The organism is Pseudomonas nitroreducens (assembly GCF_024170165.1).
Classification (GTDB): Bacteria; Pseudomonadota; Gammaproteobacteria; order Pseudomonadales; family Pseudomonadaceae; genus Pseudomonas; species Pseudomonas nitroreducens_C.
In genome coordinates this window covers 104,948-128,292 of record NZ_JALJXP010000018.1, presented here as the reverse complement: position 1 = coordinate 128,292, position 23,345 = coordinate 104,948, and the positions used below count along the sequence as shown (strand labels likewise).

Here is a 23,345-nt window from a genome sequence, read left to right as displayed (position 1 = left end):
CATGTCTCGCGTTGCTAAGAACCCCGTCATTCTGCCCGCCGGCGTTGAAATCAAGCTGGCTGGTCAGGAACTTTCGATCAAGGGTGCCAAAGGCGCTCTCGAGCTGAAAGTACATCCGTCCGTCGAAGTCATTCAGGACAACGGTGAGCTGCGTTTCGCTGCGCGTAACGGCGACCAGCAGACCCGTGCCATGGCCGGTACCACCCGCGCTCTGGTCAACAACATGGTAATCGGCGTCAGCCAGGGCTTCGAGCGCAAGCTCCAGCTGGTTGGTGTTGGTTACAAGGCGCAGGCCAAAGGCCAAGTGCTGTCCCTGGCTCTCGGCTTCTCCCACCCGGTTGATTACGAACTGCCTGCCGGCATCGTCGCAGAAACCCCCAGCCAGACCGACATCCTGATCAAGGGTATCGACAAGCAGCTGGTCGGCCAGGTTGCCGCGGAAATCCGCGACTTCCGTCCGCCGGAGCCGTACAAAGGCAAGGGCGTGCGTTACGCCGACGAAGTCGTCCTTCGTAAAGAAGCCAAGAAGAAGTAGGGCATAGCAAATGAGCGTCAAGAAAGAAACCCGTCTGCGCCGCGCTCGCAAGGCTCGCCTGAAGATGCGCGAACTGGAAGCCGTACGCCTCTGCGTGTACCGCTCCTCCCAGCACATCTACGCCCAGGTCATTGCAGCCGACGGCGGCAAGGTCCTGGCCAGCGCCTCGACCCTGGACAAGGAACTGCGCGAAGCTGCCACCGGCAACGTCGACGCAGCCAAGAAAGTTGGTCAACTGGTCGCGGAACGCGCCAAGGCTGCCGGCGTCACTCAGGTGGCGTTCGACCGTTCTGGCTTCAAGTACCACGGTCGTATCAAGGCCCTGGCTGATGCCGCTCGTGAAGGCGGTCTGGAGTTCTAAGTTATGGCAAACAACGATCAAAAGCGCGACGAAGGCTACATCGAGAAGCTGGTTCAAGTGAACCGCGTCGCCAAAACCGTAAAAGGTGGCCGTATCTTCGCCTTCACCGCGCTGACCGTGGTTGGCGATGGCAAGGGCCGTGTTGGCTTCGGTCGTGGCAAGGCGCGTGAAGTGCCTGCCGCTATCCAGAAGGCAATGGAAGCTGCTCGCCGCAACATGATCCAGGTTGATCTGAACGGCACCACCCTGCAGTACCCGACCAAGTCCGCTCATGGCGCCTCCAAGGTGTACATGCAGCCGGCTTCCGAAGGTACCGGCATCATCGCCGGCGGCGCCATGCGTGCTGTCCTGGAAGTTGCTGGTGTGCAGAACGTTCTGGCGAAGTGCTACGGCTCCACCAACCCGGTGAACGTGGTCTACGCAACCTTCAAGGGCCTGAAGAACATGCAGTCCCCTGAGTCGGTAGCGGCCAAGCGTGGCAAGAGCGTCGAGGAGATTCTCTAACCATGGCAACTGTCAAAGTTACCCTGATCAAGAGCCTGAACGGCCGTCTGGCCAATCACAAGGCTTGCGTCAAAGGCCTCGGCCTGCGTCGCATTAATCACACCGTCGAAGTTCAGGACACTCCTGAAAACCGCGGCATGATTAACAAGGCTTACTACCTGCTGCGTGTGGAGGGTTAATCCATGCAACTGAACGATCTGCGTTCCGCGCCGGGTGCCCGTCGCGAAAAGCACCGTCCGGGCCGTGGCATCGGTAGCGGTCTGGGCAAGACCGGTGGCCGTGGTCACAAAGGTCAAACCTCCCGCTCCGGTGGCTCCATCGCTCCGGGCTTCGAGGGTGGTCAGCAACCGCTGCACCGTCGTCTGCCGAAGTTCGGCTTCAACTCGCTGAAAGCCATGGATCGCGCAGAAGTGCGCACTTCCGAACTGGCCAAGGTCGAAGGTGATGTCGTAACCGTGCAGTCCCTGAAGGATGCCAACGTGATTAACCAGAACGTACAGCGTGTGAAAGTCATGCTGTCGGGCGACGTTACTCGCGCAGTCACCCTGAAAGGCATCGGCGCCACCAAGGGCGCTCGTGCGGCTATCGAAGCAGCTGGCGGCAAAATCGAGGACTAAATGGCTAAGCAAGGTGCTCTCTCTGCGCTGAGCAACGGTGGTGGTTTGTCCGAGCTCTGGGCACGTCTGCGTTTCCTGTTCCTGGCGATCATCGTCTATCGGATCGGCGCGCATATCCCAGTCCCGGGCATCAACCCCGATCGCTTGGCGGCACTGTTCCGGCAGAACGAGGGGACCATTCTTAGCCTCTTCAACATGTTTTCCGGCGGCGCGCTGGAGCGCATGAGTATCTTTGCACTGGGGATCATGCCGTACATCTCGGCATCGATCATCATGCAGCTCATGACCGCTATCAGCCCGCAGCTGGAGCAGTTGAAGAAAGAGGGTGAGTCTGGGCGTCGCAAGATCAGCCAGTACACCCGCTACGCAACTCTCGTCCTGGCGCTCGTCCAGGCCATTGGCATGTCCATTGGTCTGGGTAGCCAGGGCGTGGCCTTCTCCAACGACTTCGGCTTCTACTTCGTGTCGGTCACCACCTTCGTGGCGGGTGCACTGTTCATGATGTGGCTGGGTGAGCAGATCACCGAGCGGGGTGTCGGCAACGGCATCTCCATGTTGATCTTCTCCGGTATCGTCGCAGGCCTGCCCCGAGCAATCGGTCAGTCCTTCGAGTCCGCGCGTCAAGGTGACATCAACATCTTCGCCCTGATCGCCATCGGCCTCCTGGCTGTGGCAATCATCGCGTTCGTGGTGTTCATCGAGCGGGGTCAGCGCCGTATCGCCGTGCATTACGCCAAGCGCCAGCAAGGTCGCAAGGTGTTTGCCGCCCAGACGAGCCATCTGCCGCTGAAAGTGAACATGGCGGGTGTAATCCCCGCGATTTTCGCCAGCAGCATCCTGCTGTTCCCGGCATCCCTGGGTGCCTGGTTCGGTCAGTCGGAAGGCCTGGGTTGGCTGCAGGACGTCGCGCAAGCGATCGCTCCTGGTCAGCCGCTGAACATTCTGCTGTTTAGTGCAGGGATCGTTTTCTTCTGCTTCTTCTACACAGCGCTGATGTTCAACCCGAAGGACGTGGCGGAAAACCTCAAGAAGTCCGGTGCATTTATTCCGGGTATTCGTCCGGGTGAACAGTCGGCTCGCTACATCGATGGCGTTCTGACCCGTTTGACCATGTTCGGTGCCCTGTACATGACGGCTGTGTGCCTGCTGCCCCAGTTCCTGGTCGTAGCTGCCCACGTACCGTTCTACCTTGGCGGGACCTCGTTGCTGATCGTGGTCGTGGTTGTGATGGACTTTATGGCTCAAGTACAATCGCACCTCGTTTCGCACCAGTACGAATCCCTCATGAAGAAAGCCAACCTGAAGGGCTATGGCAGCGGTCTGCTGCGCTAACCCGTAAGGTTCGAGGAGTCACTGATGAAAGTTCGTGCATCGGTTAAGAAGCTGTGCCGTAACTGCAAGATCGTCCGTCGCGAAGGCGTCGTTCGTGTGATCTGCAGCTCGGAGCCGCGTCACAAGCAGCGCCAAGGCTGAGTGTGAACCACGCGTTATAACCCGGCAGCTAGTGTGCTGCCGGGTTGATTATTTGTTTTTACAGCGCTAATATCCGCGCCCTTTCTTGGCTCCCTGGGCGCCGGGTAGCTGTCAATTGGAGTTTTTCTGAATGGCCCGTATTGCAGGCGTAAACATTCCGGATAACAAGCACACTGTTATCTCGCTGACCTACATCTATGGTGTTGGTCGCACTACCGCACAGAGCATCTGTGCAGCCACCGGCATCAGCCCGGCTGTAAAGATCAAAGAGCTGAGCGAAGAGCAGATTGATTCGCTGCGTACCGAGGTGGCCAAGCTGACCACCGAAGGTGACCTGCGTCGCGAAATCAACATGAACATCAAGCGTCTGATGGACCTCGGTTGCTACCGCGGTCTGCGTCATCGTCGTGGTCTGCCGGTTCGCGGTCAGCGCACCAAGACCAACGCGCGCACCCGTAAGGGCCCGCGTAAGCCGATCCGCAAGTAATCGCTTAGGAATCTAGTCATGGCAAAACCTGCTGCTCGTCCTCGCAAGAAAGTCAAAAAGACGGTGGTCGACGGGATCGCGCATATCCACGCGTCCTTCAACAACACCATCGTTACCATCACTGATCGTCAGGGCAACGCTCTGTCCTGGGCTACCTCCGGTGGTTCGGGCTTCCGCGGCTCGCGTAAGAGCACCCCGTTCGCTGCCCAGGTAGCGGCCGAGCGTGCCGGCCAGGCTGCTCTGGAATACGGTCTGAAGAACCTTGACGTAAACGTCAAAGGCCCGGGCCCGGGTCGCGAGTCGGCTGTTCGTGCGCTGAATGCCTGCGGTTACAAGATCGCCAGCATCACCGACGTAACCCCGATCCCGCATAACGGCTGCCGTCCGCCGAAAAAGCGTCGCGTGTAATAGGAGACAGTGAGAAATGGCTCGTTACATTGGTCCCAAGTGCAAACTGTCCCGCCGCGAAGGCACTGACCTCTTCCTGAAGAGCGGCGTTCGCGCTCTCGACTCGAAGTGCAAGGCAGAACAAGTTCCCGGTCAGCATGGCCAGCGTCGTGGTCGCCTGTCCGACTACGGTCTGCAGCTGCGCGAGAAACAAAAAGTTCGCCGCATCTACGGCGTTCTGGAACGTCAATTCCGTGGCTACTATCAGGAAGCGTCCCGCCGCAAGGGCTCCACGGGTGAAAACCTGCTGCAGCTGCTTGAGTGCCGTCTGGACAACGTCGTCTACCGTATGGGCTTCGGTTCCACTCGTTCCGAATCCCGTCAGCTGGTGTCCCACAAGACCATCAGCGTCAACGGTCAGACCGTAAACGTACCGTCCTACCAGGTCAAAGCTGGTGACGTGGTTGCTGTTCGCGAGAAATCGAAGAACCAGCTGCGTATCGCCCAAGCTCTGGACCTGTGCGCCCAGCGCGGTCGCGTTGAGTGGGTCGACGTGGACACCGACAAGAAAGCTGGCACCTTCAAAAGTGTCCCGGCTCGTGCCGATCTGTCCGCCGACATCAACGAAAACCTGATTGTCGAGCTCTACTCCAAGTAAGGGCTAGAAAATAGGTGCATCCATGCAGAGTTCGGTAAATGAGTTCCTGACCCCCCGCCACATCGATGTGCAGGTGGTCAGCCAAACCCGCGCCAAGATCACTCTCGAGCCTCTCGAGCGTGGTTTCGGCCATACCCTGGGCAACGCGCTGCGTCGCATCCTGTTGTCCTCCATGCCTGGCTGTGCAGTAGTCGAGGCCGAGATCGACGGCGTACTCCACGAGTACTCCGCCATCGAAGGTGTGCAGGAAGATGTCATCGAGATCCTGCTCAACCTGAAAGGCCTGGCCATCAAGCTGCACGGCCGTGACGAAGTGACGCTGACCCTGGCGAAAAAGGGCTCGGGTGTGGTGACCGCTGCCGATATTCAGCTGGATCATGATGTCGAGATCGTCAACGGTGACCATGTTATCGCCCACCTGGCCGATAACGGCGCGCTGAACATGAAGCTGAAAGTCGCTCGTGGCCGTGGCTACGAGCCGGCTGATGCCCGTTCGAGCGATGAAGACGAAAGCCGCAGCATTGGCCGTCTTCAGCTCGACGCCTCGTTCAGCCCCGTACGTCGTGTTGCCTACGTGGTCGAGAACGCCCGTGTCGAACAGCGTACCAACCTGGACAAGCTGGTCCTCGATCTGGAAACCAACGGCACCCTGGACCCTGAAGAGGCTATCCGTCGCGCCGCTACCATCCTGCAACAGCAGCTGGCAGCGTTCGTGGACCTCAAAGGCGACAGCGAGCCTGTTGTTGAAGAGCAGGAAGACGAGATCGATCCGATCCTGCTGCGTCCGGTCGATGACCTTGAGCTGACCGTCCGTTCGGCAAACTGCCTGAAGGCAGAGAACATCTACTACATCGGTGACCTGATTCAGCGCACCGAAGTAGAGCTGCTCAAAACGCCGAACCTGGGCAAGAAGTCCCTGACCGAAATCAAGGACGTTCTGGCCTCTCGCGGTCTGTCCCTCGGTATGCGCCTCGACAACTGGCCGCCGGCAAGTCTCAAGAAAGACGACAAGGCTACTGCCTGATCGTCGTAGCTACCGAACGTAAAGTTTGGAAAGGAATTGAACCATGCGCCATCGTAAAAGTGGTCGTCACCTGAGCCGCACCAGCGCGCACCGCAAGGCTATGTTCCAGAACATGGCTGTGTCGCTCTTCGAACACGAACTGATCAAAACCACCCTGCCCAAGGCCAAGGAACTGCGTCGCGTTGCCGAGCCGCTGATCACCCTGGCTAAAGTGGATAGCGTTGCCAACCGTCGTCTCGCTTTCGACCGTACCCGTTCGAAAGAAGCCGTAGGCAAGCTGTTCAACGAACTGGGCAAGCGCTACGCCAACCGTCCGGGCGGCTACCTGCGCATCCTGAAGTGCGGCTTCCGCGCCGGCGACAATGCCCCCATGGCATACGTCGAACTGATTGACCGCGCTGTTGGCGGCCAAGCAGTAGAAGCTGCAGAGTAAGGTTAACGCCTTATAAGAAACCGGGCCTTGTGCCCGGTTTTTTATCGCCTATTGAAAAGTTTTTATCTATCGATCAGCTCGAATCAATAAATTGGCTGATTCAGTCTCTTGTCACCGATCCTTAACGGCGTCGACTTCTACTGCTTGCTGAGCTGGATCAACAGCCGCAATGCCGCTGGAGGCGCTTAATTGTCCGATTGGGATGTCGGGCCAGGCTCACCACCTTCGTGAGTCGCTGGCTTTTGCACACCCCGCCGTTGAGGAGAGTAACGATGAGCGACAACACCCGCCTGACGACTGCTGCCGGAGCGCCGGTCGCCGATAACCAGAACGTCCAGACTGCCGGCCCGCGGGGCCCGATGCTGCTGCAGGACGTCTGGTTCCTGGAGAAGCTGGCGCACTTCGACCGCGAAGTGATTCCTGAGCGCCGCATGCATGCCAAGGGCTCGGCCGCCTACGGCACCTTCACCGTCACCCATGACATCACCCGCTACAGCCGCGCCAAGCTGTTCTCCGAGGTCGGCAAGCAGACTCCGCTGTTCCTGCGCTTTTCCACCGTCGCTGGTGAACGTGGCGCGGCGGACGCCGAGCGCGATATCCGCGGCTTCGCCCTGAAGTTCTACACCGAGGAAGGCAACTGGGACCTGGTGGGCAACAACACCCCGGTCTTCTACTTCCGCGACCCGCTGAAATTCCCCGATCTGAACCACGTGGTGAAACGCGACCCGCGCACCAACCTGCGCAACGCCACCCTGAAGTGGGATTTCTTCTCGCACCTGCCTGAAGCGCTGCACCAGCTGACCATCGACTTCAGCGATCGCGGCCTGCCGTGCAGCTACCGTCATGTCCATGGCTTCGGCAGCCACACCTTCAGCTTCATCAACGCCAGCAATGAGCGCTTCTGGGTCAAGTTCCACTTCAAGACTCAGCAGGGCATCGAGAACCTGAGCAACGAGGACGCCGCCAAGCTGGTCGGTGCCGACCGCGAAAGCTCGCAGCGCGACCTGTACGACGCCATCGAACGCGGCGATTTCCCGCGCTGGAAGATGTACGTGCAGGTGATGCCGGAGAAGGAGGCGTCGACCTACCGCTACAACCCGTTCGACCTGACCAAGGTCTGGCCACACGGCGACTACCCGCTGATCGAAGTCGGCTACTTCGAGCTGAACCGCAACCCGGCGAACTACTTCGCCGAGGTCGAACAGTCCGCCTTCAGCCCGGCGAACATCGTCCCCGGCATCGGTTTCTCCCCGGACAGAATGCTCCAGGGTCGCCTGTTCTCCTACGGCGATGCTCACCGCTACCGCCTGGGCGTGAACCACCACCAGATCCCGGTGAACGCTGCGCGCAACAACCCGCGCATCTACCACCGCGACGGCGCCATGCGGGTGGACGGCAACAACGGCGACATGACGGTCACCTACGAGCCGAACAGCTTCAACCAGTGGCAGGAGCAGCCGGACTATTCCGAGCCGCCGTTGACCCTGGAAGGTAGCGCGGATCACTGGAACCACCGTGTCGACGATGACTACTACAGCCAGCCAGCCGCTCTGTTCCGACTGTTCGACGAAGCCCAGCGGCAACGCCTGTACGAGAATATCGCCGGCGACATGGCAGGCGTGCCGGAAGCCATCCAGCGTCGCCAGCTCGCGCTGTTCTTCAATATCGACCCGGCCTACGGCGAAGGTGTCGCCAAGGCGCTGGGCCTGAAGCTCGACTAAGCTCAAAATGCACTACCAGCCGCCCTCTTCGGAGGGCGGCTGCGTTTCCGGTGCTTGACCTCGGTCATGGCCAGTCGCGACCATAGCGCCGTTTAATTCGCTGTCACGTCCCAGGGAGAAGGCTGATGCAAGGCCACGCCGAGGTTATCGATTATCTCAACACGCTGCTGACCGGTGAGCTGGCCGCTCGCGACCAGTACTTCATCCACTCGCGCATGTACGAGGACTGGGGCTTCACCAAGCTCTACGAGCGCCTCAACCACGAAATGGAAGAGGAAACCCAGCACGCCGACGCACTGCTGCGCCGCATCCTGCTGCTCGAAGGCACCCCGCGCATGCGCCCGGACGACATTCACCCGGGCAAAACCGTGCCGGAGATGCTGGAGGCCGACCTCAAACTGGAGCGTCACGTACGCGCCGCGCTGGCCAAGGGCATTGCCCTGTGCGAGAAGCACAAGGACTTCGTCACCCGCGACATCCTGCGCGTGCAGCTGACCGATACCGAGGAAGACCACGCGTATTGGCTGGAGCAGCAACTGGGCCTGATCCAGAAGATGGGCCTGGAGAACTATCTGCAGTCGCAGATCTGATCCGCGTCTTGTAGGAGCGCGCGCAGCGCGCTGGTCGCGGGCATGGCCCGCTCCTACAAGCGGCCAACAAAAAGCCCCTGCGCCGATTGGCAACAGGGGCTTTTTTCATGCCGGCGCGGATCAGGCCCGGTCGCGCTCCAGCAGCGGCTTGAGGAAGTGCCCGGTGTGCGACACCGGCAGTTCCGCGACCTGCTCCGGGGTGCCGGTGGCGATGATCTGGCCGCCCTTGGAGCCGCCCTCGGGGCCGAGATCGACCAGCCAGTCGGCGGTCTTGATCACATCCAGGTTGTGCTCGATGACCACTACGGTGTTGCCGTGGTCACGCAGGCGGTGGAGCACGTCGAGCAATTGCTGGATATCCGCGAAGTGCAGGCCGGTGGTCGGCTCGTCGAGGATGTACAGGGTCTTGCCGGTATCGCGCTTGGACAGCTCGCGGGACAGCTTCACCCGTTGCGCCTCACCACCGGACAGCGTGGTCGCGCTCTGGCCGAGCTTGATGTACGACAGGCCGACATCCATCAGCGTCTGCAGCTTGCGGGCGATGGCCGGCACGGCGTCGAAGAACGCGCGGGCGTCCTCGATGGTCATGTCCAGCACCTCGGTGATGCTCTTGCCCTTGTAGCGGACTTCCAGGGTCTCGCGGTTGTAGCGCTTGCCCTTGCAGACGTCGCAGGGAACGTAGATGTCCGGCAGGAAGTGCATCTCCACCTTGATCACGCCGTCGCCCTGGCAGGCTTCGCAGCGGCCGCCCTTGACGTTGAACGAGAAACGCCCCGGACCGTAGCCGCGCGAACGAGCTTCCGGCACGCCGGCGAACAGCTCGCGTATCGGCGTGAACAGCCCGGTGTAGGTCGCCGGGTTGGAGCGCGGGGTGCGGCCGATCGGGCTCTGGTCGATGTCCACCACCTTGTCCAGGTGTTGCAGGCCGTCGAACGAGTCGTAGGGCGCGACTTCCAGCGTGGTGGCGCCGTTGAGCGCGGTGGCGGTGATCGGGAACAGGGTGTTGTTGATCAGCGTCGACTTGCCCGAGCCGGAGACACCAGTGATGCAGGTGAACAGGCCGACCGGGATTTCCAGGTTGACGTTCTGCAGGTTGTTGCCGCGCGCGCCCTTGAGCTTGAGCAGTTGCTTCTTGTTGCGCGGGGTACGCTCGGCGGGCACGACGATCTTGGTGCGGCCGGACAGGTAGGCGCCGGTGACCGAGTCCGGGTGGTCCATGACCTGTTGCGGCGTGCCCTCGGCGACGATCTGGCCGCCGTGCACGCCGGCGCCGGGGCCGATGTCGACGACATAGTCGGCGAGGCGGATGGCGTCCTCGTCGTGCTCGACCACGATCACCGTGTTGCCCAGGTTGCGCAGGTGGGTGAGGGTGCCCAGCAGGCGCTCGTTGTCACGCTGGTGCAGGCCGATGGAGGGCTCGTCGAGGATGTACATGACGCCCACCAGGCCGGCGCCGATCTGGCTGGCCAGGCGGATGCGCTGGGCCTCGCCGCCGGACAGGGTGTCGGCGCTGCGGTCCAGGGTCAGATAATCCAGGCCGACGTTGACCAGGAACTGCAGGCGCTCGCGGATCTCCTTGAGGATCTTCGAGGCGATCTCGCCGCGGCGGCCGGTGAGGGTCAGGCTCTCGGCATACTCGCAGGCGGTGCCCACCGGCATCGAGGTGATCGCCGGCAGGGTCTTGTCGCCCACCCATACGTGGCGCGCTTCGCGGCGCAGGCGGGTGCCGTGGCAGTCCGGGCAGGGCTGGGTGCTGAGGAACTTGGCCAGCTCCTCGCGCACGGTGGCCGACTCGGTCTCGCGGTAGCGGCGCTCCAGGTTCGGCAGGATGCCCTCGAACGGGTGTGCGCGCTTGACGATGTCGCCACGGTCGTTGAGGTAGCGGAATTCGACGTTCTCGCGCCCCGAACCGTTGAGGATGAACTTCTGGTGCTCCGCGTCGAGGTCCTGGAAAGGCTCCTCCAGGCTGAAACCGAAGTGCCCGGCCAGCGAGCCGAGCATCTGGAAGTAGTAGACGTTGCGCCGGTCCCAGCCGCGGATCGCGCCTTCGGCCAGGGTCAGCTCGCCGTTGACCACCCGGCGCGCGTCGAAGAACTGTTTCACACCCAGGCCATCGCAGGTCGGGCAGGCGCCGGCCGGGTTGTTGAAGGAGAACAGCTTGGGCTCCAGCTCGCTGATGGAGTGGCCGCAGATCGGGCAGGCGAAGCGGGCGGAGAAGATCATCTCTTCGCCTTCTTCATCGTCCATCGGTGCAACCAGCGCGATGCCGTCGGCCAGGTTGATCGCCGTCTCGAAGGACTCCGCCAGGCGCTGTTGCAGGTCGCCACGCACCTTGAAACGGTCGACCACGATGTCGATGGAGTGCTTCAGCTTCTTGTCCAGCTTGGGCACTTCATCCAGCTCGTAGAGCTTGCCGTCGACGCGTGCGCGGACGAAGCCCTGGGCGCGCATCTCCTCGAACACCGCCAGGTGCTCACCCTTGCGTTCGCGGATCACCGGGGCCAGCAGCATCAGCTTGCGGCCTTCGGGCAGCGCCAGTACCTGGTCGACCATCTGGCTGACGGTCTGCGCCTCCAGCGGGATGTCGTGGTCCGGGCAGCGCGGAATACCCACGCGGGCATAGAGCAGGCGCAGGTAGTCGTAGATCTCGGTGATGGTGCCCACGGTGGAACGCGGGTTGTGGGAAGTGGATTTCTGCTCGATGGAGATCGCCGGCGACAGACCTTCGATGGTGTCGACGTCGGGCTTTTCCATCATCGAGAGGAACTGCCGGGCATAGGCCGACAGGGATTCCACGTAGCGGCGCTGGCCCTCGGCGTAGAGGGTGTCGAAAGCCAGGGAAGATTTGCCGGAACCCGACAGGCCGGTGATCACGATCAGCTTGTCGCGCGGCAGGGTCAGGTCGATGTTCTTCAGGTTGTGGGTACGTGCCCCACGGATGAGGATCTTGTCCACTGCGGCCTCGCATGGCGGGCGAAAACTATCGATTATACGGGGCGATTCCGGCACCCGGCAAAGTAGCGCGTGTGTGCCCTTGGACCGTTGGGCTGGTAGAATGCGCGGCTATTTTTCGGCGTTGGCGACAACCGGCCCTGCGAGGCCCGGATGGCGCGATGCCACGGGGGCAATCCAGCGCATTCCCGTTTTTTGTCTTTTCATGAGGGGCCTATGCACGATTCCCACACTGAGCGCATGAGTGGCACCGAAACCCGCGCGGCCGCCGGCCTGTCCCTGGTCTTCGCGTTCCGCATGCTCGGCATGTTCATGGTGCTGCCGGTGCTCGCCACCTACGGCCAGGACCTGGCCGGCGCCACCCCGGCACTGATCGGCCTGGCCATCGGCGCCTACGGCCTGACCCAGGCGATCCTGCAGATTCCGCTGGGCACCCTGTCCGACCGCATCGGCCGCCGGCCGATCATCGTCGTCGGCCTGCTGGTGTTCGCCGCCGGCGCCGCGCTGGCGGCCAACGCCGACTCCATCTGGGGCATCATCGCCGGCCGTGTCCTGCAGGGCGCCGGGGCGATCTCCGCGGCGGTGATGGCGATGCTCTCCGACCTCACCCGCGAGCAGCACCGCACCAAGGCCATGGCCATGATCGGCATGAGCATCGGCGTCTCCTTCGCCGTGGCGATGGTCGCCGGCCCGGTGCTGACCCACTGGTTCGGCCTGCACGGGCTGTTCTGGTTCACCGCCGGCATGGCCCTGGTGGGCATGCTGATCATCCTGTTCTTCGTGCCGACGCCCGACCACCGCATGCAGCACCGCGAGTCCAGCGTGGCCAAGCAGTCGCTGCTGCCGACCTTGAAGAACGGCGAGCTGCTGCGCCTGGACGCCGGCATCCTGGTCCTCCACGCCATCCTCATGGCTAGCTTCGTCGCGCTGCCGCTGGCGCTGGTGGAACGCGCCGGGCTGCCCAAGGAAGAACACTGGTGGGTCTACCTGACCGCGCTGCTGGTGGGCTTCTTCGGCATGGTCCCGTTCATCATCTACGCCGAGAAGAAGCGTCAGATGAAGCGCGTGCTGACCGGTGCCGTGGCGACCCTGATGCTCTGCGAACTGTTCTTCTGGGAGTTCGGCAACAGCCTCAAGGAACTGGTGTTCGGCATCATCGTCTACTTCACCGCGTTCAACCTGCTGGAGGCCTCGCTGCCTTCGCTGGTGAGCAAGGTGTCGCCGGCCGGCGGCAAGGGCACGGCGATGGGCGTGTACTCCACCAGCCAGTTCCTCGGCGCCGCCGTGGGCGGCATCCTGGGCGGCTGGATGTTCCAGCACGGCGGGCTCGACGGGGTGTTCATCGGCTGCGCGGTGCTGGCTGCCATCTGGCTGGCGATTGCTGTTACCATGCGTGAACCGCCTTATGTAACGAGTATTCGCCTGCCTCTGTCTGACGAGGCGCTGCGCGATGCTTCGTTGGCTGAGCGTTTCAAGGCATTGCCCGGTGTGAGCGATGTGATGGTGGTCGCTGAAGAAGCGGCCGCTTATGTCAAAGTGGATTCCCAACAAGTTGATCGCACGTCCCTCGAGCGCCTCGCCGGCGCCGAGCAGGCGACGTGCTGAAGCCTTTAGGAGAGCGTCATGGCCCGTGGGGTTAACAAAGTCATTCTGGTCGGTAACGTCGGTGGCGATCCGGAAACCCGCTACATGCCCAACGGCAACGCGGTGACCAACGTCACCCTGGCCACCAGCGAGAGCTGGAAGGACAAGCAGACCGGCCAGCAGCAGGAGCGTACCGAGTGGCACCGCGTGGTGTTCTTCGGTCGCCTGGCGGAAATCGTCGCCGAGTACGTGCGCAAGGGTTCGCAGATCTACGTCGAAGGCAGCCTGCGTACCCGCAAGTGGCAGGGTCAGGACGGCCAGGACAAGTACACCACCGAAATCGTGGTCGACATCAACGGCAACATGCAGCTGCTGGGCGGCCGTCCCGGCGCCGGTGGTGACGATGCACCGCGCGCACCGCGTGAGCCGCAGCAGCGTCCGCAGCAGGCCCAGCGCCCTGCGCCGCAGCAACAGTCCCAGCCCGCGCCGCAACCGGCTCCGGACTACGACAGCTTCGACGACGACATCCCGTTCTAAGCCGAACGGATCGTCACCAAGAGCGCAGCCTTCGAGCTGCGCTTTTGCGTTTCTGGGACGCTCGTTTTGGCGAGTCTTAGTAACGGTCTTTCTCGAAAGCGAGTATTTAATTAGCTAGCTAATTAAATGATTCTGGCTTTGCCTTGATGTACGGCAAAACCGGAGAAGAAAAGACATGAGCATTACAGTGACCGAGCGTGACGATGACCATAAATCCCGCGAGTTCCGCGCCCTCGGCGGGCGTTGCTGGGATGTACACCAGGAAGGCCAGCTGGTCGGCATCTTCCACACCGAAGGCGAGGCGCAGGCCTACCGCGTTTCCCTGGAGCTGGAGGCGCGCTACCGCCACGCGGCGGACTTCTAAAGCATGAAAAGCCCCGAGGCGACGGCCGCGCCACGGGGCTCAAGAGTTCGGATTGTCGGTGGGCGGATAACCTGGAACAGGTTATCCGCCGCCCCTTTTCGGCGGATAACGCTGGCGCGTTTTGCGCCCTACGTGCTGCCGAGACGTCTGTTCGCGAGCAAGCTCGCTCCTACAAAGAGCGCTGTCAGAACTGGTAGTTCACCGTCGCAGTGACGTTGCGCTTCTCGCCGAAGTAGCAGAAGTCCAGGCTGTAGCAGGACGCCACGTAGTCCTTGTCCAGCAGGTTGTTGGCATTGAGGCTGACATCCAGGCCCTTGAGGCCGACGCGGGACAGGTCGTAGCCGATGCGTGCATCCACCAGGGTGTAGTCCGGCACACGCAGGGTGTTTTCCTTGTCCGCCCAGGTCTCGCCGACGTAGCGGGCGCCGCCGCCAAGAGTCAGGCCGTCCAGCGGGCCGGCGTTGAAGCCGTAGTCGGCCCATAGCGAGGCCATGTGCTTGGGCGCCTGGTTCGGGGTATGGCCCTGGTTACCGTCCAGGGATTTCGTGTAGGTGATGTCGGTGTAGGTGTAGCTGCCGAGCACCTTGAGGTTGTCGGTGAGCTGGGTGTGCGCTTCCAGCTCCAGGCCCTGGGAGCGCACTTCGCCCACGGAGGTGTAGAAGTTGTCCTGCGGCTCCTTCGACGCGACGTTCTCCTGGGTGATGTGGAAGAGCGACGCGGTGTACAGGCTGCGGCTGCCCTCGGGCTGGAACTTCAGGCCGGCTTCCCACTGCTTGCCCTCGGTCGGCTCCAGCGGCGTGCCGGACTGATCGGAGTAGGCGTTGGGGTTGAACGACTCGGAGTAGCTGATGTACGGCGCGACGCCGTTGTCGAACAGGTAGAGCGCGCCGATGCGCCCGGTGAATTTCTTCCAGTCGTCGTCGGCCTTGCTGCCGCTGCTGCGGTTCTTGTCCTCGACCGTCACCCAGTCCTCGCGCATGCCGAGGGAGAAGCGCCAGTTGTCGATGTCGATCAGGTCCTGCAGGTAGACGCCGGTCTGTTCCAGGCGACGGGTGTGGTTGTCGTCCGGGTAGTAGCTGATGGTGTCGTTGCCGTAGTGCGGGTCGAACGCGTCCAGCGGCTGCGCCGAGCCGGAGCGCCAGTCCACGCTGGTGCGGCGGCGCTGGTAGTCCAGGCCCATCAGCAGGGTGTGCTTCGCCGCGCCGGTGCTGAACTCGGCCTGCGCCATGTTATCCACGATGTACGCCTGCAGGTGCTCGCGGGCACCGGAGAAGTAGCGGTTCAGGGTGTTCTCGTCCGGCGCTGTCCAGCCGTAGGCATAGACCTGCGAGAGATCGACATCGGAATCCAGGTAGCGGAAGTTCTGCCGCGCGGACCACACGTCGTCGAAGCGGTGCTCCAACTGGTAGCCGAACATGCGCTGGGTGCGGTCGAAGTCGTCCTGGCTCGGCTCGCCGTCGAAGAACTCGCGGGAGATCTTCTGGCCGTTGTGGTGGAACAATGCGCCGTCCGCCGGCACGCCGCCGTGGTAGCCGCCGTTCGGGTCGTGCTGCAGGTAGCCCTGCAGGGTCAGGGTGGTGTCTTCGGTGAAGTCGATGGCCAGGGTCGGGGCGATGGCGTAGCGCTCTTCCTTGACGTGGTCGAACTGGGTGTCCGAACCCTTGCCCAGGCCCACCAGGCGGTAGGCGATGCGCTTCTCCTCATCCAGCGGGCCGCTGAAGTCGAAGCCCATTTCCTTCTGGCCCATGTTGCCGACGGTGCCGGTGATCTGGTGGTAGTCCTCGTACAGCGGCTTCTTGCTGGTCAGCGCCACCAGGCCGCCGGGCAGGCTGCGGCCATAGAGCACCGAGGACGGGCCCTTGAGCACGTCGATGCGTTCGAGGAAGTACGGGTCGATCTGCATCGAGCTGAAGGTGCCGCTGTCGCCCATGGCCTTGAGGCCGTCGAGGTAGATGTTGTCCACGCTGTTGTCGGCGAAGCCGCGCATGACGATGTAGTCGTAGCGGTTCGAGGCGCCGACCTGGCCGGTGAAGATGCCGGGGGTGTAGCGGATCGCCTGCTGCACGGTCTTGGAGGCGGTGTCGTCGATCTGTTCGCGGGTGATCACCGAGACGCTCTGGCTGGTTTCCAGCAGGGACTTGGAGGTCTTGGTGGCGATCTGGCTGTGGGTCGCCAGGTAGCCGTCTTCCTCGCCCAGCGCGTTGCCGAGGGCGAACACATCGCTGGACGGCATGGCCAGCACGTCGCTTGGCGCGGCGGCGCGCAGCACGTAATTGCCGTCGCCCTGGTCGGCGGCTTCCAGCGGAGTGTCCGCCAGCAGGCGCGAGAGGCCCTGATCCACCGAATAGGTACCGTTCAGCCCGGCCGAGTTCAGGCCGCGGGTCTGCTCCGGCGTGGCCGACAGGGTGATGCCGGCCTCGCGGGCGAAGCTGTTGAGCACCTCGTCCAGCGGTCCGGCCGGAATCGCGTAGGCGCGGCTGCTGGTGATGGCGGCAGCGTCTGCGGCGAAGGCGCCCAGCGGCAGGCTGGCTCCCAGGCTGGCGCAGAGCAGCGCGCCGCGCACGGCATGGGCCAGCCGGCTGGCGCGGGGCAGGGCGGGGGAGGGCATCGGGAGGTGGGCGGCTGGCATGCTGGGGCTTCCGTGGACAAGGGAAATGATCGGGGTATTCCTCCTTGCCGGACCGGGCGATGAAACCCGACAAAAATAATTCTCGATTGCGAGGAAATATTATCTGGCACGGATCTGGTTCGTTGCTCAATGAGGAGCCCCTCTCCCCAGCCCTGGCTGCGCGCCCCGCTCTGAAGGGAGAGGGAGCATCCGTGCCAAGCGGCGCACCCTGGCCATCCTGATGCCACGGCTTGAGGAATATTCCGCAGTAACAGATCGCGCCGAACGAGTCCCCTCTCCCTTCAGGGAGAGGGTTAGGGAGAGGGTGCTGGTGCAAACGCCGATCTCCCCACTCAGCCCCGCGCTCTCACCGTCACCCACCAGTCGGTGCGCTTCTCCACCCGCACTGGCAGGGTCTGCGGCAACAGGGCCAGCAGCTTGTCGGTGTCGTCCAGGCGGAAAACGCCGGAGAGACGCAGGTCGGCCACGCTGGCATCGCAATGCAGATGCCCGTGACGGTAGCGGCCGATCTCGGCGAGGAAGTCCGCCAGGCGCATGTCGCGGGTGACGATCAGGCCGTCGGCCCAGGCGGCGCTGTCCATGTTGCTGCGTTCGGCCAGCAGCGCGCTGTCACCGTTGATCTCGTAGGTCTGCCCAGCTTCGGCGATGGCGGTGGTCTGGCCGCGCACGCGCGGGGCGATGGCCACCGAGCCTTGCTCGACGCTCAGGCGGGTGGAGCGCTCATCCTGGCGCAGCACGAATCGAGTGCCCAGGGCTTCGAACAGGCCATCGCGATTGCGCACCCGCAACGGGCGCGCGGCGTCCTGGGCGGTGCTGACGAGAATCTCGCCGCGCTCCAGTATCAGCAGGCGCTGGCGCGGATCGAAGCGCACGTTCACTGCGCTGTCGGTGTTCAGTTGCAGCAGGCTGCCGTCAGCCAGGGTGAAGCGCTGGCGCTCGCCGGTGGCGGTGCTGTAGTCGGCCATCCAGCGTTGCCAGGGCGTGATGTCGCGGGCCAGCCACAGCGCGGAAGCGCCGAGGGCGAAGGTCGAGAGCAGCTTGAGTGCCTGGCGCCGCTGCAGGCGCTGGCTGGTGCTTTCCAGCGTCTCCAGCGCCACGCGGGCGCCGGGCACGGCCTGGTAGCCGGCAGCCAGCTCGCTGTTCAGCGCCTGTACCCGCAGCCAGGCGGTTTCATGTTCGGGGTTGGCCTGGCGCCAATGATTGCAGGCGCTGAGCAGCTCGGGATCGGCATTGCCGCTCAGGCGCAGGGTCCACTGGATGGCCTGCTTCACTACCCGGGGATCGGGCGTGGCGCTGGCGCCGCTCACTCGGCGTACCGCAGCTGGTAGCAGTGGAACAGCGCTTCGGCGATGTAGCGCTCCACCGAACGCACCGAGACGCCCAGTTCCTCGGCGATCTGCGCATGGGGCAGGCCTTCGCACTGGGCCAGCAGGAAGGCGCTGCGTACCTTTGGCTTGAGGCCGTCGAGCAGGCGGGCGATGTTCTCCAGCAGTTGGAGGATGGTGTGCCGGTCTTCCGCCGACGGCACCTGCGCTTCCGGCAGATGGGCGATGGAGTCGAGGTAGGCGCGCTCCAGCTCCTGGCGTCGCCAGTGGTCGATCACCAGGCCGCGGGCGACGGTGCGCAGGAAGGCGCGCGGGGTATGCAGTTCGGCGCGCTCGGGCCTGAGCAGTACGCGCAGGAAGGTGTCCTGGGCCAGGTCGGCGGCATCGGCGGCATTGCCCAGCCGGCCGCGGAGCCAGTTGTGCAGCCAGCCGTGATGGTCGCTGTAGAGCGACTGGACGTCGAAGGTCGAGGACATGGGCACGCAGAACGTTGCAAATGATAATTTGTCGCATTTTCAACAAGGCGATGGCCATTTGCAAGATGTGTCTGAACTCCCGGCGTTCTCTGTAGGAGCGGGCCATGCCCGTGGGGCGTTCCCACAGGTCGCTCGGTTCGTAGGATGGGTGGAGCTTGCGATACCCATCAGCCTGACTGCCAGGCCAGCGATGGGTATCGCTTCGCTCCACGCCATCCTACGTGGACGTCAACGGGCGATTTCGGTGTGAGAGGCAGGGCCGTCAGCGATACCAGCGCGGCGTATACACCCAGTCGCCGCCGTCAGCGCGGGGGAAGCGTCGGGTCAGGGAGGAACCGATGATTACCAGCGTGCGCATGTCGACCATCTCCGGCACCAGCTCGCCAAGGGTGACGACGCGCAGGGCTTCCGCCGGGCGGCCGATGTCGCGACCGAGCACCACCAGCGTTTCCGGCGTGCGGTGGCGGCGGACGATTTCCAGCGCGCGCCCCAGCTGCCAGGGGCGGGCCCTGGAGATCGGGTTGTAGAACGCCGTGGCCAGGTCGGCAGCGCCGGCATGGTCCAGGCGTTTCTCGATGGTGTCCCAGGGCTTGAGGTTGTCCGACAGGGAAATCAGACAGAAGTCATGCCCCAGCGGCGCGCCGGCCTTGGCGGCAGCAGCCAGCGCGGCAGACACCCCCGGCAGTACCTCCAGCTCCACGCCATGCCAGTGCGGATCGCTGCTCTCGTGCAGGGCTTCCATCACTGCGGCAGCCATGGCGAAGACGCCGGGGTCGCCGGAGGAAATCACCACCACGCGCCGACCGCTGGCGGCCAGTTCGAAGGCGTGGCGGGCACGCTGCATTTCCTCGCGGTTGTCGGTGCAGTGGCGCACCTGGTCGTCGCGCAGTGGCTCGGCCATCTTCACGTAGGTCTCGTAGCCGAGCAGGTCCTGGGCTTCGTCCAGCGCACGACGCACGGCGGGGATCATGAAGTCGCTGGCGCCGGGGCCAAGGCCGATCACGCTGAGTCGTCCGCGCGGCTGGCCAATACCTTCGGCTTCAGCTGGCTTGGCGGCGCGGTGCAGGTGGAAGGAGTCGCCATGCAGCACCGCCGGCGGCAGCTCGTCATCGCTGTGGATAAACCGCAGTGGCACGCCCAGCTCGCGGGCAGCCTCGGTCAGCGCCGGATCGGCCATGCGGCAGCGCGGTGCGACCAGCGCGCCCAGCGATGCCTCGGCCAGCCCGGCCTGCGCCAGGCCCTGGCGGATACGTTCGGGCAGCTGCGAATCGACCAGCGAAACATGGGCGAGGACGACGCGCGGATGGATGCGCAGCTCGTTCTGCGCGACGCCCTCGGCGCGGACGTCGATGCGCAGGGTGTGCGCGGCATCGTCGGCCAGCGGCAGGTCCAGTTCGTCCAGCCAGGGCGCATCGCCTTCGATGCGCAGGGTGTCGCCGCCCAGCAGGTCGGAGACGAAGCGCTTGCCCTGCTCGATGTCCGCCAGCACATAGCCCGGCGGCGGGTCGAGCAGGCAGGCGCCGAAGCGCAGCTCGCCGCTGGTAGTGATGGCCGGCGCCACTTCCAGCGCGACGGCCAGCTCGCGGGCCATGCGGTTTACCCCACCGAGCCCGCCGAGCAGCGGCACCACGGCGCTGCCGTCTTCGGCGACGACCAGTACCGGCGGCTCCGCACCTTTCTCGAGCAGCAGCGGGGCGAGGGTGCGGATGACGATGCCGGCCGCGCACAGGGCGATGATCGGGGTGTCGTCGCGGTAGAGCTGGCGCAGGGTATCGCCGAAGTTCGCGTAGGACTCATCGGCGCCTTCGACACGGTCCTTCAGGCCCAGCACACGCGCCTGTGGATAAGTGCCCTGCAGGCGTCGGGCTGTGGTCAGCGCGCCCTGGCCGAGAATGACAATGGCAGCGCGCATCAGCCGTTCCACCGCTGGCCGGGGATGACGATCATCGAGAAGTACGGCGAGGCCATCGGGTCGACGTCGTCCAGCGCAACGATGCGCTGCTCGCGCATCGTCGCCCGCTCGACATAGTGGGCGCCGCCGTCGCGGCCCAGTTCGCGCAGCACGCGGCGGACCTTGTCGAAGTTGCGGCCGAGCTTCATCACCACTGCCGCATCGGCGTCGGCCAGGCGGCGCTTGAGTTCGTCCTCCGGCAGCACGCCGGAGAGTACCGACAGGCTCTGGTTGCGATACACCAGCGGCACGCCGAGCACCGCTGCGCTGCCGAGCATCGAGCAGACGCCGGGTACGACTTCGGTGTCGTAGCGGTCCGCAAGACGGTCATGCAGGTACATGTAGGAGCCATAGAAGAACGGATCGCCCTCGCAGATCACCGCCACGTCGCGGCCGGCATCCAGGTGCGTCGCCACCTGCTCGGCGGCGGTGTCATAGAAGTCACTGATCACGCCTTCGTAGGTCAGCGGCGGCTCCAGCTTCTCGGTGGTCACCGGGTAGACCAGCGGCAGGCGCTGCTGCTCGTCGAGCAGGTGCTGCTCGATGATGGCGAAGGCGTTGCCGCCCTGGCCGGCATGGTGCTTGGCCTTGGCCACGAAGTAACCGATCACCGGGGCGGCGCGCAGCAGGCGCAGGGCCTTGAGGGTCAGCAGTTCCGGGTCGCCAGGGCCGACGCCCAGGCCGATCAGGCGGCCGCTCATCATTCCACCTCCGTGGCCAGGGCGTTCACCGCGGCGGCGGCCATCGCGCTGCCACCGCGACGACCGCGGACGATCACGTAGGGCACGCCGCGACTGTCGGCGGCGAGGGCGTCCTTGGATTCCATGGCGCCGACGAAACCCACCGGGAAGCCGAGGATCAGCGCCGGCCTCGGTGCGCCGGCATCGAGCATTTCCAGCAGGTAGAAGAGCGCGGTCGGCGCGTTGCCGATCACCACCACGCTGCCTTCCAGGTGCTCGCGCCAGTGCTCCAGCGCCACCGCCGAGCGGGTGTTGCCCCGCTCGCGGGCGAGGTCGGGCACGTCCGCATTGTTGAGGGTGCAGATCACCTCGTTGTGTGCCGGCAGGCGCGCGCGGGTGATGCCCTCGGCGACCATCCGCGCATCGCAGAGGATCGGCGCGCCGGCGGCCAGTGCGGCACGGCCGATGGCGCCGGCGCCGGCGGAGAAGCGCAGGTCCTGCACGACGTCGACCATGCCGCAGGCGTGGATCACCCGCACGGCGAGTTTCTCGAGGTCGGCAGGGATGCCGGAGAGGTCGGCTTCGGCACGAATGGTGGCGAAGGACTGGCGGTAGATCGCCTGGCCGTCGCGAATGTAATCAAGCATCGGTGAGGGCTCCGGGTGCGGCCAGCAGGTCGCCGGCGGCATCGAGGGAAAGGTTGCGCGCCAGCGGCTGGCCGAAGCCGGCCACGCCATCGGCGCGACGGAACAGGTCGTAGCGGCCGTCGGCGACGGCCAGCAGGGTGTAGGGGGCGATGTGGGCGGCGGCGCAGGAGCGCGGGCAGCCGCACAGGTGCACGCCGGCCGGCGGCGCGTGGCGCAGACGTTCGGCCAGGCGCAGGGCATCGGCCTTGGTATCGGCCAGCCCGCGGGCGCAACCGCTGGAACCGCTGCAGGCGACGAGGCGCGACAGCGGCTGCGCGGCGTCGATCACCAGGCCGAGGTTGGCCAGCGCGCCGAGCACGACGACGGCGTCGGTTTGTGCCACGTCAGGGAGGATCAGACTTTGCCAGGGCGTCAGACGAATCTGTCCGCCGCTGAAGCGCTCGGCCAGATCGGCGAGGCCGAACAGCGTCGTGCTGTCCAGGCGTCCGAGGACGAATCCGGCACCCACCATGACGTGTTCCGGCTGGCGCTGAGAACGAATTCCGAGATGGCCGAAAGCCGTCGGTGCAGGCCGTCGCCAGTTATCCACAGCCGGCCCGAGTTGCAGCGGGAAGGGCAGGCGTTGCTGCAGGCGCTCCAGCAGCACTTCGTCGCGGAGCATCTCGCGCAGGTGGCGCATGCGCGTCTGGCCGTCGCCGGCGAGATCGAGGAACAGGTGCAAAAGGGTTTCCACCAGCGCCGGCACCTGCTCGGCGGATACAGCGGCGAGGGCGGGGCGATCACTCTCGCGCTGCGGCGGATAGCCGGCCAGGCCGAAGGCGAACAACGGCGCCGCATCGTCGGACATGGCCGACAGCCAGAGATCGTTGGGGTGCTCCAGCATCGCCAGCGCTTCGCCGGCGTCCAGTTGGATGCCGAACTTGGGTGACAGGCCGTGGAAGCGCGGGGTGCGCTCCAGCAGGTCGAGCAACTGACGGGCCAGCGGGCTCGCATCGACAGCACGGCCAGTGCCCAGGCCCATTGCCGGGCTGACCAGCAGGTTGCGCACGTCGTCCGACGCCAGCTCACGCGGGCCGAGGCCGGCGGCCAGCAGTTCGCGGCTCAGCGCATTTTCGGCGCCGGCAGGCACGCCGCGAATCTGCAGGTTGGCGCGGTTGGTCGCTTCCAGCACGCCGTCGGCATGCCGTTCGGCAGCCATCGCGATAGCGCGCGCGGCGCTGGCGTCGAGCTGCCCACAAGGCAGCTTGATGCGGCAGATGCCGCCATCGCGGGAGGCGACGATGCGCAGCAGGCCGGGGCAGGCATGCGGACGGACGGGCAGGGCTGAAGGGTCTTGCACGGTGGTCACCAGGGCTGGGTCGCGGTGACCTGCGAATCCCCCACAGGGGACTTCACGACACCGATACACCC

Annotated in this window: 25 protein-coding genes; 17 read left to right on the top strand and 8 right to left on the bottom strand. The window is 64.3% G+C overall.

The window, feature by feature from the left end; genetic code table 11:
• Position 1: 1 nt before the first annotated feature.
• The 14 genes from rplF (at position 2) to bfr (ending at position 8,790) form a co-directional block, all read left to right on the top strand.
• Positions 2-535, top strand: coding sequence for a 50S ribosomal protein L6 (gene rplF / locus J2T47_RS27500; RefSeq protein WP_015475332.1), 534 nt, complete (start codon positions 2-4; stop codon positions 533-535).
• Between the two features lie 10 nt (positions 536-545).
• Positions 546-896, top strand: coding sequence for a 50S ribosomal protein L18 (gene rplR / locus J2T47_RS27495; protein WP_017521897.1), 351 nt, complete (start codon positions 546-548; stop codon positions 894-896).
• A gap of 3 nt (positions 897-899) precedes the next feature.
• The gene (rpsE, locus tag J2T47_RS27490; RefSeq protein WP_009617173.1) at positions 900-1,400 is read left to right on the top strand and encodes a 30S ribosomal protein S5; all 501 of its coding nucleotides are present in this window, start codon (positions 900-902) and stop codon (positions 1,398-1,400) included.
• A gap of 2 nt (positions 1,401-1,402) precedes the next feature.
• Positions 1,403-1,579 carry a 50S ribosomal protein L30 gene (rpmD, locus tag J2T47_RS27485; RefSeq protein ID WP_009617174.1) on the top strand — a complete coding sequence of 59 codons (177 nt, stop codon included), beginning with the start codon at positions 1,403-1,405 and terminating at the stop codon, positions 1,577-1,579.
• Between the two features lie 3 nt (positions 1,580-1,582).
• Positions 1,583-2,017, top strand: a complete 435-nt coding sequence (gene rplO, locus J2T47_RS27480; RefSeq protein ID WP_045215310.1) for a 50S ribosomal protein L15 — start codon at positions 1,583-1,585, stop codon at positions 2,015-2,017.
• A complete protein-coding gene (gene secY, locus J2T47_RS27475; protein WP_024767080.1) occupies positions 2,018-3,349 on the top strand; it encodes a preprotein translocase subunit SecY in 1,332 nt (443 codons plus the stop codon).
• Positions 3,350-3,373: 24 nt separating this feature from the next.
• The gene (gene rpmJ / locus J2T47_RS27470; protein ID WP_045215308.1) at positions 3,374-3,490 is read left to right on the top strand and encodes a 50S ribosomal protein L36; all 117 of its coding nucleotides are present in this window, start codon (positions 3,374-3,376) and stop codon (positions 3,488-3,490) included.
• A 130-nt stretch (positions 3,491-3,620) separates the two neighbouring features.
• Positions 3,621-3,977 (top strand): 30S ribosomal protein S13, encoded by a 357-nt coding sequence (gene rpsM, locus J2T47_RS27465; RefSeq protein ID WP_024767079.1) that lies wholly within the window; start codon positions 3,621-3,623, stop codon positions 3,975-3,977.
• Between the two features lie 18 nt (positions 3,978-3,995).
• The gene (rpsK, locus tag J2T47_RS27460; protein WP_003093689.1) at positions 3,996-4,385 is read left to right on the top strand and encodes a 30S ribosomal protein S11; all 390 of its coding nucleotides are present in this window, start codon (positions 3,996-3,998) and stop codon (positions 4,383-4,385) included.
• A gap of 16 nt (positions 4,386-4,401) precedes the next feature.
• The gene (rpsD, locus tag J2T47_RS27455; RefSeq protein WP_054906702.1) at positions 4,402-5,022 is read left to right on the top strand and encodes a 30S ribosomal protein S4; all 621 of its coding nucleotides are present in this window, start codon (positions 4,402-4,404) and stop codon (positions 5,020-5,022) included.
• A 22-nt stretch (positions 5,023-5,044) separates the two neighbouring features.
• A complete protein-coding gene (locus tag J2T47_RS27450; RefSeq protein WP_009617182.1) occupies positions 5,045-6,046 on the top strand; it encodes a DNA-directed RNA polymerase subunit alpha in 1,002 nt (333 codons plus the stop codon).
• A 43-nt stretch (positions 6,047-6,089) separates the two neighbouring features.
• On the top strand, positions 6,090-6,479 hold the full coding sequence (gene rplQ / locus J2T47_RS27445) for a 50S ribosomal protein L17 (protein ID WP_015475338.1): 390 nt from the start codon (positions 6,090-6,092) through the stop codon (positions 6,477-6,479).
• 272 nt (positions 6,480-6,751) lie between these two features.
• Positions 6,752-8,200 carry a catalase KatA gene (katA, locus tag J2T47_RS27440; RefSeq protein WP_253453696.1) on the top strand — a complete coding sequence of 483 codons (1,449 nt, stop codon included), beginning with the start codon at positions 6,752-6,754 and terminating at the stop codon, positions 8,198-8,200.
• A gap of 125 nt (positions 8,201-8,325) precedes the next feature.
• The gene (gene bfr / locus J2T47_RS27435; protein ID WP_015475340.1) at positions 8,326-8,790 is read left to right on the top strand and encodes a bacterioferritin; all 465 of its coding nucleotides are present in this window, start codon (positions 8,326-8,328) and stop codon (positions 8,788-8,790) included.
• Positions 8,791-8,910: 120 nt separating this feature from the next.
• Here the strand turns inward: bfr and uvrA are convergent, their stop codons facing one another.
• Positions 8,911-11,745 (bottom strand): excinuclease ABC subunit UvrA, encoded by a 2,835-nt coding sequence (gene uvrA, locus J2T47_RS27430; RefSeq protein WP_253453693.1) that lies wholly within the window; start codon positions 11,743-11,745, stop codon positions 8,911-8,913.
• Between the two features lie 213 nt (positions 11,746-11,958).
• Here uvrA and J2T47_RS27425 point away from each other — a divergent pair, with 213 nt between their 5' ends.
• The 3 genes from J2T47_RS27425 (at position 11,959) to J2T47_RS27415 (ending at position 14,227) form a co-directional block, all read left to right on the top strand.
• Positions 11,959-13,347, top strand: coding sequence for an MFS transporter (locus J2T47_RS27425; RefSeq protein WP_081517085.1), 1,389 nt, complete (start codon positions 11,959-11,961; stop codon positions 13,345-13,347).
• 18 nt (positions 13,348-13,365) lie between these two features.
• Positions 13,366-13,863: a single-stranded DNA-binding protein gene (ssb, locus tag J2T47_RS27420; protein ID WP_017521888.1), complete on the top strand. Its 498-nt coding sequence runs from the start codon at positions 13,366-13,368 to the stop codon at positions 13,861-13,863.
• A gap of 175 nt (positions 13,864-14,038) precedes the next feature.
• Positions 14,039-14,227: a hypothetical protein gene (locus tag J2T47_RS27415; RefSeq protein WP_253453690.1), complete on the top strand. Its 189-nt coding sequence runs from the start codon at positions 14,039-14,041 to the stop codon at positions 14,225-14,227.
• A 184-nt stretch (positions 14,228-14,411) separates the two neighbouring features.
• Here J2T47_RS27415 and J2T47_RS27410 read toward each other — a convergent pair whose 3' ends face one another.
• The 7 genes from J2T47_RS27410 to cobG all read right to left on the bottom strand — a co-directional run bounded on the left by J2T47_RS27410 (position 14,412) and on the right by cobG (position 23,283).
• Complete coding sequence (locus J2T47_RS27410; protein WP_253453686.1) at positions 14,412-16,856, bottom strand: TonB-dependent siderophore receptor; 2,445 nt, start codon at positions 16,854-16,856, stop codon at positions 14,412-14,414.
• Between the two features lie 332 nt (positions 16,857-17,188).
• Complete coding sequence (locus J2T47_RS27405; RefSeq protein WP_253453683.1) at positions 17,189-18,163, bottom strand: FecR domain-containing protein; 975 nt, start codon at positions 18,161-18,163, stop codon at positions 17,189-17,191.
• A complete protein-coding gene (locus tag J2T47_RS27400) occupies positions 18,160-18,657 on the bottom strand; it encodes a sigma-70 family RNA polymerase sigma factor (protein WP_253453680.1) in 498 nt (165 codons plus the stop codon). Before J2T47_RS27400 ends, J2T47_RS27405 begins: the two co-directional genes overlap by 4 nt.
• A 262-nt stretch (positions 18,658-18,919) precedes the next feature.
• Positions 18,920-20,569, bottom strand: a complete 1,650-nt coding sequence (gene cobJ / locus J2T47_RS27395; RefSeq protein ID WP_253453678.1) for a precorrin-3B C(17)-methyltransferase — start codon at positions 20,567-20,569, stop codon at positions 18,920-18,922.
• Positions 20,569-21,312, bottom strand: coding sequence for a precorrin-2 C(20)-methyltransferase (locus J2T47_RS27390; RefSeq protein WP_253453675.1), 744 nt, complete (start codon positions 21,310-21,312; stop codon positions 20,569-20,571). The genes cobJ and J2T47_RS27390 overlap by 1 nt, the downstream gene beginning before the upstream one ends.
• A complete protein-coding gene (locus tag J2T47_RS27385) occupies positions 21,309-21,935 on the bottom strand; it encodes a precorrin-8X methylmutase (protein ID WP_253453672.1) in 627 nt (208 codons plus the stop codon). The genes J2T47_RS27390 and J2T47_RS27385 overlap by 4 nt, the downstream gene beginning before the upstream one ends.
• The gene (gene cobG / locus J2T47_RS27380) at positions 21,928-23,283 is read right to left on the bottom strand and encodes a precorrin-3B synthase (protein WP_253453669.1); all 1,356 of its coding nucleotides are present in this window, start codon (positions 23,281-23,283) and stop codon (positions 21,928-21,930) included. Before cobG ends, J2T47_RS27385 begins: the two co-directional genes overlap by 8 nt.
• Positions 23,284-23,345: the final 62 nt, after the last annotated feature.

What these genes read in the sequence shown, in the direction of transcription:
- rplF (WP_015475332.1), top strand. Translation starts at nt 2, where the DNA reads ATGTCTCGCGTTGCTAAGAACCCCGTCATTCTGCCCGCCGGCGTTGAA.
- rpsE (WP_009617173.1), top strand. Translation starts at nt 900, where the DNA reads ATGGCAAACAACGATCAAAAGCGCGACGAAGGCTACATCGAGAAGCTG.
- rpsD (WP_054906702.1), top strand. Translation starts at nt 4,402, where the DNA reads ATGGCTCGTTACATTGGTCCCAAGTGCAAACTGTCCCGCCGCGAAGGC.
- rplQ (WP_015475338.1), top strand. Translation starts at nt 6,090, where the DNA reads ATGCGCCATCGTAAAAGTGGTCGTCACCTGAGCCGCACCAGCGCGCAC.
- rpmD (WP_009617174.1), top strand. Translation starts at nt 1,403, where the DNA reads ATGGCAACTGTCAAAGTTACCCTGATCAAGAGCCTGAACGGCCGTCTG.
- cobJ (WP_253453678.1), bottom strand. Translation starts at nt 20,569, where the DNA reads ATGCGCGCTGCCATTGTCATTCTCGGCCAGGGCGCGCTGACCACAGCC.
- J2T47_RS27410 (WP_253453686.1), bottom strand. Translation starts at nt 16,856, where the DNA reads ATGCCAGCCGCCCACCTCCCGATGCCCTCCCCCGCCCTGCCCCGCGCC.
- rpsK (WP_003093689.1), top strand. Translation starts at nt 3,996, where the DNA reads ATGGCAAAACCTGCTGCTCGTCCTCGCAAGAAAGTCAAAAAGACGGTG.
- rpsM (WP_024767079.1), top strand. Translation starts at nt 3,621, where the DNA reads ATGGCCCGTATTGCAGGCGTAAACATTCCGGATAACAAGCACACTGTT.
- J2T47_RS27415 (WP_253453690.1), top strand. Translation starts at nt 14,039, where the DNA reads ATGAGCATTACAGTGACCGAGCGTGACGATGACCATAAATCCCGCGAG.
- rplR (WP_017521897.1), top strand. Translation starts at nt 546, where the DNA reads ATGAGCGTCAAGAAAGAAACCCGTCTGCGCCGCGCTCGCAAGGCTCGC.
- J2T47_RS27390 (WP_253453675.1), bottom strand. Translation starts at nt 21,312, where the DNA reads ATGATGAGCGGCCGCCTGATCGGCCTGGGCGTCGGCCCTGGCGACCCG.
- J2T47_RS27425 (WP_081517085.1), top strand. Translation starts at nt 11,959, where the DNA reads ATGCACGATTCCCACACTGAGCGCATGAGTGGCACCGAAACCCGCGCG.
- rpmJ (WP_045215308.1), top strand. Translation starts at nt 3,374, where the DNA reads ATGAAAGTTCGTGCATCGGTTAAGAAGCTGTGCCGTAACTGCAAGATC.
- bfr (WP_015475340.1), top strand. Translation starts at nt 8,326, where the DNA reads ATGCAAGGCCACGCCGAGGTTATCGATTATCTCAACACGCTGCTGACC.
- ssb (WP_017521888.1), top strand. Translation starts at nt 13,366, where the DNA reads ATGGCCCGTGGGGTTAACAAAGTCATTCTGGTCGGTAACGTCGGTGGC.
- J2T47_RS27400 (WP_253453680.1), bottom strand. Translation starts at nt 18,657, where the DNA reads ATGTCCTCGACCTTCGACGTCCAGTCGCTCTACAGCGACCATCACGGC.
- J2T47_RS27385 (WP_253453672.1), bottom strand. Translation starts at nt 21,935, where the DNA reads ATGCTTGATTACATTCGCGACGGCCAGGCGATCTACCGCCAGTCCTTC.
- J2T47_RS27450 (WP_009617182.1), top strand. Translation starts at nt 5,045, where the DNA reads ATGCAGAGTTCGGTAAATGAGTTCCTGACCCCCCGCCACATCGATGTG.
- rplO (WP_045215310.1), top strand. Translation starts at nt 1,583, where the DNA reads ATGCAACTGAACGATCTGCGTTCCGCGCCGGGTGCCCGTCGCGAAAAG.
- secY (WP_024767080.1), top strand. Translation starts at nt 2,018, where the DNA reads ATGGCTAAGCAAGGTGCTCTCTCTGCGCTGAGCAACGGTGGTGGTTTG.
- katA (WP_253453696.1), top strand. Translation starts at nt 6,752, where the DNA reads ATGAGCGACAACACCCGCCTGACGACTGCTGCCGGAGCGCCGGTCGCC.